This is a genomic window from Lentilactobacillus sp. Marseille-Q4993, assembly GCF_951230165.1.
Lineage (GTDB): Bacteria > Bacillota > Bacilli > Lactobacillales > Lactobacillaceae > Lentilactobacillus.
On the sequence record NZ_CATNVB010000032.1, the window covers coordinates 22,335 to 31,999 of the forward strand.

The following is a 9,665-nucleotide window of genomic DNA, read 5'->3' on the forward strand; positions in this document are numbered from 1 at the left end:
AGATCATTTTGGATGTTTTTGCTAATAAATCTAGTGATTTTTTTCCAGTAACTTAGGAATTTGATTTACTCTATGCTGTTTCAAATTAGTTGTTTTATTTGCAAATAATAGTATTTTTGAAAGCTCGATTCGTTCATAAATATCATAGGCATATTCCTTGTGGTCAATTATTTCAACTAATTTATCACATGCGTTGGTAAATTCTGCATTTTGGCTTTCATCTAAGAATCTAGTACTTACTTCTTGAGTTAAAGCGTCATAGAAACAATTAAATAAATTTGTTGTATTGGTTGAAATATTGGCAATTAGATTTGTATCAATGTTCAAGCAGACCCGTTCATAGGGAGTTGAATCGTGGGTAAGAACGCAGTGCCAAACACCGTTTGGAATTATTATCAGTGTCCGTGGTGGGATTGGAAATGCCTGATGTTCCGTGTAAAAGCTTGCATTACCTGAACGAATAAGAAGTAGCTCAATATGATGGGTATGAACATGTAAAGGGCTATCATGATTAACGCTCGTTACATGCTTACAGAACACATCCATGGGAATTGTACCGTCAATAGAAAGATTATCAATCAATTTAATCACCTGCGATTTTGCAATGTTTTGCGATAAAAAAGCAAAGAATATGCGATGTAAAACGCTTACAATGAGATTGTACAAAAAATTAACTTAAATGTAAACGCCACTAGCTAGTGCAATCTTATTATTTTTGAAAATAAGCAAAATTTTGATTGTTTGCGTAGAAGTTAATTTTGAGTCACGGTAAGAGGCAATTATTGTCAATTTTTTTTGCAAAATAATGTAAACGATTTCAAACAATCGCAATGAGAGGATGTTATAAATATGCAGGAAAAACAAGTTCGTGATGGCTGGGATGAATATGCCAACAAGGGTATCTATCAAGCAAAAGGAAAAATAGGTCTTGGTAGATCACTTGGCTTCGGAGTATTTTCATTCTTTAGTATTTCGATGCAGGGATTAGTTGGTGCATGGTTACTGTATTTCTACACCACTTTCTGTGGATTATCAGCTGGTCAAGGAGCAACGATTTTCTTAATTGGTCGTATCGCTGATGGTATTGCATCACTAGTTATGGGAAATATTTCAGATAATATCTACAAGTACAAGCTAGGTCGGAAGTTTGGTCGTCGGCACATCTTTATTTTAGCTGCTGCCCCATCAGTTCTTTTCGCCATCACGATGTGGATTGCGGGAATGAGCTTCTGGTACTACTTGGTAACGTACGTTATTACCACTGTTTTGATGTCAGTTCTTCAAATTCCTTGGGAAACTTTACCAAACGAAATGACCAAGGATTATAACCAACGGACGACCATGTCTACTGCCCGGATGGTTATCGCCGGATTGGGTAATATGTTGGCTCAATTTGTTCCAGCTCAATTGTTCAACTACTTCCCAAAGACTTCACCAACTCCATATTTGATTATGCAAGCTGGCTTTTCAATCGTTACCTTCTTCTTGATTTTCGTTACCTACAAGACTACTTGGGAACATTTCGTTACCAAGGCGGAAGCTAAGCGAATAGAAGCGGAAGCTTTACGTGAAAACAATGGTCAGAAGCCAAATCTTAAGTCAGAGATCAAGAACTACTTCTCAACTTTCAAGATCAAGAGTTTCCGAATCCACATGGGAATTTACCTTAGTTCTTACTTTGCTACAATTTTATGGTCAACAGCTTTCGTTTACTTTATCGTATATGTTGTTGGAAAGACTACCAGTGTATCAGGTTTCTTACAATCATTAAGTATCGTGTCGGTACCAGTTACTTTGGCAGCTGGATACATTGTTACGAAGATCTCACCTCGGGCACTATACTCGATTGGATATTCATTGATTTTGATTTCATGTTTGGACTGGGCCTTCGTTGCCTTAACTAAACCAGCGCACGTTATGGTTTGGTTAGTCATTGGTACCTTGTTCTACGAAGTTGGTTTGTACATTCTGTACTTTGTTCCTTGGAATGTCTTTCCATTTATCCCTGATGTTGATACCTTGGTTACTGGTAAAAACCGGGCTGGCCTATTTGCTTCAGTTATGGTCTTTATCAACCAAATTAGTGTTGGATTTGCTTCAGTTGTTGCGGGTTACTTACTTGATTTTGCTCACTTCAAGCAATCAACGACTGGTGCGGTTGCTCAACCAGAAAGCGCTACTCATATGATCACATTCATCGTTTCTGGTGGTGTTGGTATCATGATTGCGTTGGCATTGTTCTTCGCTCTTCGTTTCAAACTCAGCAAGAAGACATTTGGTGTGCTTGCTAGTGAATTAGTTAGACTTCAAAAGGGTGGTAGCATGAACGATGTTGATCCCGAAACTAAGAAGGTTTGTGAAGACCTAACTGGTGTTGATTACGATTCAATTACTGCCTGGAAGAAGAATGACGAAAAGTAACTATCGATAATTATAATGATTAGAGGGTGTTTGTTATGGATGAGAATAGTATGAACTGGAAAGATGCTTTAAAATCGAAGGAGACTTTTCATGATTTTATAACTGAATATTTTAGAACTCACAAAGAATTAAGAGGATCTTATGATATTCCGTCGTACTATGAAGAGTATACAGTTCGTCTTGATAGTCGAGATGGTATTGTAATAACTTTAGTTACTGGAATGAATCAGGGTGGAGCCTCAGCCCCACTTCCTTTTAAGCAAAAGGAAACGATTTCGATTGAAGATTTTAGAAATTTGATACTGCACAAAAAGTTTGCAGATCAAAATATGACTTTGGCAGATGTTTTTCAAACAATGGCGGGAGTACCTGATTCAGAAGATAAGTAACCAGATTGTCTTTTATATAGGCTGATATTGTTATTTGCAGAAGTTTGGGTAGTTGTTTTCTATCAGAAAATGGCTACCCAAACTGTGTATATAGTCTGTGACATAAATACGAGTGAAGAAAAAGTTGGAAGAAATAAGAATTAATAAGTTAAGTGGAAAACTGCTAATTGAAGATAGTTTTTGATAGGTAGCAGAGATTTAGCAAAAGGAGGAAATATTAATGCAGAACAAATTTTTGATTTCGCAAGATACCGTTGTTACTACAGATTTTACAAACGACATTTTACGTAATGCGGCAAAAATTTTAACTCGTGACATTGATGCGGTTGTTATCGCCAATGGCGACAAAAATGAAATCAAATTGATCCTTGATTTATCGATGGGCTCAAGTGAAAGTTTTAAAGTTACTAGGGAGTCTGACAATCAGGTTACTATAGCTTCAGGAACGGAACGAGGAGTTATGTATGGTGCTTTGGCTGTTTCTAGGACAGTACTAAAAGTGGACGATTTTTGGTTTTGGATGGATAAGTCACCAAAAAAGGTTCCGTATGTTGTGTTTGAAAGCCCTGAAAATATTACTATACCCAATTATCGGGTTAAGTATCGCGGATGGTTTGTTAACGATGAAGTGATGATAAATAATTGGGATTACCGAGAATCATCAAGTAATGTCTGGCAGATGGTTTACGAGACCCTACTTCGTTGTGGTGGCAACATGATTATTCCGGGTACTGGGCACACTGCTCATTTAAACTATGAATCTGCCACTAAAATGGGATTGATTATCAACCACCATCATGCTGAACCACTCGGGGCTGAAATGTTTTCAAGAGTTTATCCTGATTTAGATGCCTCTTACCTAAAACATCCAGATCTGTTTAAAAAACTTTGGCAGGATGCGATTTCAGAACAAAAAAGTGGTGACGTGATTTGGACCTTAGGATTTAGGGGCCAAGGTGATAGGCCGTTCTGGCTTGATGACGATCGTGAATATACATTAGCTGATAGAGCAAATGTAATTAATGATGTTATTCGGACCCAGTATGACTTAATAAAGCAGGAGATTCCGGATGCCCAATGTTCGATTAATATCTATGGCGAAATAACTGGACTTTATAATGCTGGATTGTTGGATATTCCAAATGATATTATCCAAATCTGGGCTGATAATGGTTATGGTCGAATGGTTTCTCGTCGTCAAGGAAACGATGATCCTCGATCTGATGTTTTGAGTGGCGCGGATCCAGATTTACCTCAAGGCGTGTATTATCATGTGGCGTTCCATGATTTGCAAGCGTCTAACTTCTTGTCATTGTTGCAGATTGATCCTCATTCAGTGGCTGCAGAGTTGGATAAGGTGCGCCAGGCTGGAATGGATGAGTTTGTTATGTGCAACACTGGTAATATCAAGCCTAATATTTTGTATCTTCGGCTGATGGAGCAGTCCTGGAAAGAAGATTTTAAGGTTAAGTCAACAGAAGAAATCCTTCAAGAATACGTTAGAAACTACTATTCAGAGCATCAAGATAGAATAGTTAGTTTGTATGAACAATATTTTGATACGATTTTCAATTATGGAGATTTTGAAGACCAAAAAGCCGGGGACGAATTTTATACCTACACTCTAAGAAAAATTGTTGCAACGTGGATTTCTCAACGGGATAAGCTGCCAGAAATGGAATGGTTAACGGGTGACAAAAAGTTTATCGGTGAATTAGCAATGATAAATCAATTGATTGCCAATCATGTGAAGCCGTTTGAAGAACTTGCTCAACATATTAAGGTAATGCTTGAGGAGTTACCTACCGACGATAGTAACCGGTTATACAACGATTTGTGGCTTAGTGTTGCTGTGCACTCATATCCAATAAAGGCTTTGAAATTAACGATCGACTCGTTTGATGCATTTTTTGCGAATAATGAAGACTATTACGTTAACGCGTTTTTAAGGGCTAGTGAAGCAGCTCAAGTGCTTCAAAATGTGATTATGGCTTGGCAAAATAATCCAAATAAAAAATGGGTTCGCTTTTATGATAATGACTGCTACACCAACATATCTTTAACTATTGATGTCTTAGGAACTCTTACGAACTACATTAGAATTATTGGTGATGGTCCCGACGAAGATCAATGGGAACGAGAGTACTTAATGGATAAAAGTGATGCAAAAATTATGTTGCTGTCTAATACTCATAAAGCCTATGATGATAATGAAATGGCGTTAAGACTACAAGGTAGATTTGGTAAAAACAGTAAATAACCAAAAGAGAAAGAAGCAGAAGCAATGACAAGTAAAAAGTTAACTATAATTTCAGCGGGGCAATCAAACATTGATGGTCGGGTTCCGGTTTCGGAGCTGCCAAAACCATTGCTATTGCCGATGAAGAATGTCAAATACTGTAGTAATTACACTCCAGACCATGAAAAGGGAGTATTCCAAGATGAAATCAAAGTCACTGACCTTTCCACAAACCGTTGGGGGTTTGATTTAGTTACCTATTATCATCTCTCCCAGATGGCTAATTATGATTTAACAGTCATGAAGTGTTCTGAAGGTGGGACGTCGATTGATGTGACGGGTGAGTCGGATGATCATTGGACTGCGGATATTGAAAAACTGGATAGTCCGGATCACTCACTATTACTCCAATTTAAGCAGATTATCGATGCTTGCAGAAAAGCTTCAGCGGATGCTCAAGATGTTAAAGCTATGTTGTGGCATCAGGGTGAAGGTGATCGAGCATCCTTTTCAAAGAAAGCTGCAGATCACTACTATGAAAACCTTAAGGCAATGTTTAAAGCCTGCAGGTCGTTTGTCGATAAGCCGGAATTACCAATTTTTTGCGGAACTGTCAGTCACAACTCCACTCAGTACGATGAAAAGGTTGAGACAGCGTTACTAAAGTTAGCAAGGGAGGATTCCAACCTCCATGTGATTGATATGCAACGGGGAACACTGTTGGATAACTTTCACTTTGACGTTGATAGTAGTGTGTACTTTGGTAAGGCTTTGTACAATGAGATGATTGCACAAGGAGTTGTGGAAGGCCCCAAAACAGAAGTAGATTATAAAGCATTTTGATTATGCAGATGGTGATGATAAATTTGAAATCATCGCCATCTTTTTTGAAATTGCGATTAAGTGAACCTAATTGATTATTGGTAGATCAAAAATTATTCAATTACATACTTTTTTGCAATAATTTGGTACAGAAAAGCAAAGAATTTTCAAATTTAAGCGTCTATAATTTTTGTTGTTCAGAATTATTAGTATTAAGTAAATTAAATAATTGCACTCAGATATTATTTGTTTTATTTTTTTACAGACTATTGTAAGCGTATACAAGCTTTTTCTTAGGAGGTAAGCAATGGATAATCAAAAGTAAGTAGTTCTAAGGCTGAATATTCCAACACTAAGTCCGTTCAAAAAAACGAGGCTGTGTTATGAGTACAGATAGAATTCAAAATTAAAATTAATCGAAAGATGGAGTGATATAAATTGACTGAAGTAAACGCTAAATTAACTGGCAAAACTCTATATGCATTTGGAACTAGTATTGTAAATGGACATCTCGCTAACACAAGCTTTGTGGAAGACATTTGTAATGCAAATAATATTAAATATCAGAAGTTTTGTGTTAATGGTGCAGCGTCTAGAATTACAGATCCAAATAATATTATTGACCAAATTAAAAATGCACCAAAAGAAGTACCAGATTTCATCGTATTTGATTCAATTGCTAACGATGCTTATGCCACAGTAACTGATGACCCTGATACGATGGGGAAAATCACCTATGGGTTTGAGAATGAGTTGGATCCTAAAACGTATTGTGGTGCGCTAGAAACAATTTGTAAAATGTTAGAAACAAAGTATCAAGGAGCCAAGATTCTTTACTTAGCAACCCACAAAACACCAGCCAGAGATTTGCGGGTTCAAAATATCATGCATGCCGTTTCGCTTAAAATTGTTCATAAGTGGTCAATTAAAGTTGCTGATTTGTACACGGAAGGGAATTTCAATGGCTTCCTCAAGCAGTATCAACATGACTATTCGTATGACAAGGTAGATGAAAATGGGAGCAATCATTCTGTTGGTGGAACGGGAACTCATCCAAACGCTGATGGTTATCGATTGTTCTACGACCCAATTATTACTCAAGGTTTGGTCGGGTTAGCGTCTGAAACAGATTAGATGTCCGATAGTACATTGGTAGATTGAGTTTAAATGAATAAATTACAACTTATTAGTAGGGTTACAATCTGATGGAGGTTGTCATGAAAAGGAATAGTACGTATATACACAAAGCTATAAAAGCAACTGGCTTGGTAGTTGTGGCTGCTCTTATGTTGGTGCTGACAGCTACGCAACAAGTTCAAGCCTCTTCTACTAGAACAAAGCCGGAAACATTTTATGTGAGTCAAAGTGGAAATGATTCCGCAAATGGTACCAGTTCAAGCAGTCCATGGAAATCAATTGCTAGGGTAAATAAGGCTCAATTTATTCCAGGAGATAAAATTCTTTTCCAACGTGGTGATACTTGGAAGGATACCACGTTAAAGCCACAAGGAAGCGGAGATGCTAACGCAGACATTACACTTTCGGATTATGGTAAGGATGCAGATTTACCTAAACTTGAAGGTGAAGGGCAAGTTTCAGACGTCATATTACTTTCTAACCAGCAGCACTGGACAATCAGTAATTTAGATGTCTCTAACCAAACCTCAGGCTTCGATAATGGAACAGAAAGTAACACAAATGGTGCCAAATTAGGAGACCTTAGAGGAATTCATATTACTGGAAAAGATGTTCCAGAATTAGATGGTATCCATTTAAACGGGCTTTATGTCCATGATGTTTCCGGCAGAGTCGAATGGGCTTCTGATATTGGACTTGATGGTAGTACGCTGAAACAGATTCAGCCTGGTGTTTATAAAAATGCTGGTTGGGATCGTTCAAAGCGAACCGGTGGAATTGTGATTGAAAGTTTAAAACCATCCGGGGATACACCAACTATTTTTAAAAATGTTTCATTGACTAATAGTGTGTTAAAGCGGAATAGCTATGGTGCCTTCACAATTAAGCAGTGGAGTGGGGGTAATAAAGGCCCTCAATGGGCATTGCTTAACTATCAAGGGACGCCACCAGATTATCAAAGTGCCAGATTTAAGCCCCATGAAAACATTACGGTGACAGGCAACTATATTGATCAAGAGGGTGCCTACAATTGTAATGGAGTATATGTAACTAGTAGCAAGCATGTTATGGTTGAAAATAACGTTATTAAAAATAGTGGTACGTGTGGGATCGAAATTAATTTAGTTGATGACTGCATTGTTCAAAATAATGACGTTTCGGGCTCAAAGCCTAAAGTTGGTGGTGCCGATTCTAACGGTATTGACGCTGATCGGCGAGTATCCAACACAATTTTCCAGTATAACTATTTACATGATAATGGTGATGGATTTTTAATTTGTGGTTTTGACTATAATGGATTGATTATTCGTTATAACCTGCTTAAAGATAATACGAGTGTGGACTTCCGTGATAGTGTTCAAGGTGGCTTTATTACTATCGATAATAACGTTATCTATAATACGCTTAAAAAATCTGGGCTTAACTTTTCAAATGCTAACTCCCAAAGTGAAAGATGGCAATTTGAAAATAACGTTTTGTATAACGTAAATGACTCAGTGAAGAACGTTCAATATGGAAGTGTAAATAGCAAAGTCCAGTATTCACATAATGCCTATTATGGCCCTGGAGTAACTAAGGTCTCATCAGATGAAAAGGCTGTTACTCAGAATCCAAAGTTTGTAGAAGCTCAACCAAGTATTCAACAAACGGGTGATACAGCTGCTGGTCGAGTTAAAGATTTTAGTGGCTTTAAGCTCCAGGGAAATTCACCGCTGATTAATGCGGGAACGCCGTACGTAAAAAACGCCGCTCAAGTTTCAATTGATGTTAACGGGAAAGATTATGATGATCAATCAATCTCTGGTAATCCTGAAATTGGGCTGTATGAATATGTAGCCTCAACATCAACATCAACATCAAACTCTAGCGCTGATAAAAGCTCCACGGACACAACATCTGTGTCATCTTCAATAAGCCAGCCAACTCAACCTGAGCCTGGTACTAGTGTAAGAAATGCTAAAAAGATTCCGGCAACTGCAGCAAAGAGAGCGGAGTTTGTTTACGGAATAAATAACTTGTACCTTTACAAGACAGTTGATTATTCTAAAAACAATCGGATTTACCATTATGTTAAAAAGCCAGCTAATTACCGCCCAATATTTAAAGTTATTGACTATGGATATTCTGCCAAAGGTCGGTTACGTTATAAAGTTCAAGATTTTAATCGAGCAAGTAGCACATATGGTAAGCAAGGGTACATTACCGCAAATTCAAAGTACGTAATTTCCGCTTATTATTCTAAAAATCCAACTACGGTTACAGTAATTAGTGCCAAGGGGATTAATTCATATCGTTCAAAAAATTTGAGTGGTAAAGAAAAAACATATAAGCAAGGAAGTATTTTAAAGGTTAAGGGAATCATTCAGCACAATTTGACAACTCGGGTTGTTCTTGCCAATGGTCAATATATCTCAGCTAATCGAAAATTCGTAATTGCTGGTAAGAAACACTTGGTAACTAGGGTTCGATCCAAGTCACCGATTAATTTATACAAAACTGTTCAGCTTACCCAAAGAGTAAAGCATTATAAGAAAGAGGCCGGGACATAAGTCCCGCCAATAAATAAACTGGATCATATTTTTCATGACTTTTTGAAAAATATGATCCAGTTTTTCTTTTATCAGTAAAAAATAAGAAAAATTAGCCATCATCAAGGC

The 9,665-nt window shown here is 37.4% G+C and carries 7 protein-coding genes; 6 read left to right on the forward strand and 1 reads right to left on the reverse strand.

Translation table 11 applies throughout. The features are described 5' to 3' along the window. Window positions 1-30 precede the first annotated feature (30 nt). Entirely contained in the window at window positions 31-582 is a 552-nt protein-coding gene (locus QOW94_RS09365) for an AraC family ligand binding domain-containing protein (RefSeq protein WP_283680155.1), read from the reverse strand. A gap of 267 nt (window positions 583-849) precedes the next feature. Between QOW94_RS09365 and QOW94_RS09370 the strand changes: the two genes are divergently transcribed. The 6 genes from QOW94_RS09370 (at window position 850) to QOW94_RS09395 (ending at window position 9,557) form a co-directional block, all read left to right on the forward strand. Next, window positions 850-2,421, forward strand: coding sequence for an MFS transporter (locus QOW94_RS09370; RefSeq protein ID WP_283680156.1), 1,572 nt, complete (start codon window positions 850-852; stop codon window positions 2,419-2,421). Between the two features lie 35 nt (window positions 2,422-2,456). After that, window positions 2,457-2,810 carry a hypothetical protein gene (locus QOW94_RS09375; RefSeq protein WP_502867265.1) on the forward strand — a complete coding sequence of 118 codons (354 nt, stop codon included), beginning with the start codon at window positions 2,457-2,459 and terminating at the stop codon, window positions 2,808-2,810. 220 nt (window positions 2,811-3,030) lie between these two features. Then, on the forward strand, window positions 3,031-5,070 hold the full coding sequence (locus QOW94_RS09380; RefSeq protein WP_283680158.1) for a glycosyl hydrolase 115 family protein: 2,040 nt from the start codon (window positions 3,031-3,033) through the stop codon (window positions 5,068-5,070). Between the two features lie 24 nt (window positions 5,071-5,094). After that, a complete protein-coding gene (locus QOW94_RS09385) occupies window positions 5,095-5,892 on the forward strand; it encodes a sialate O-acetylesterase (protein ID WP_283680159.1) in 798 nt (265 codons plus the stop codon). Between the two features lie 417 nt (window positions 5,893-6,309). Beyond that, complete coding sequence (locus tag QOW94_RS09390; protein ID WP_283680161.1) at window positions 6,310-7,005, forward strand: SGNH/GDSL hydrolase family protein; 696 nt, start codon at window positions 6,310-6,312, stop codon at window positions 7,003-7,005. An 83-nt stretch (window positions 7,006-7,088) separates the two neighbouring features. After that, the gene (locus QOW94_RS09395) at window positions 7,089-9,557 is read left to right on the forward strand and encodes a DUF5776 domain-containing protein (RefSeq protein ID WP_283680162.1); all 2,469 of its coding nucleotides are present in this window, start codon (window positions 7,089-7,091) and stop codon (window positions 9,555-9,557) included. Window positions 9,558-9,665 lie beyond the last annotated feature (108 nt).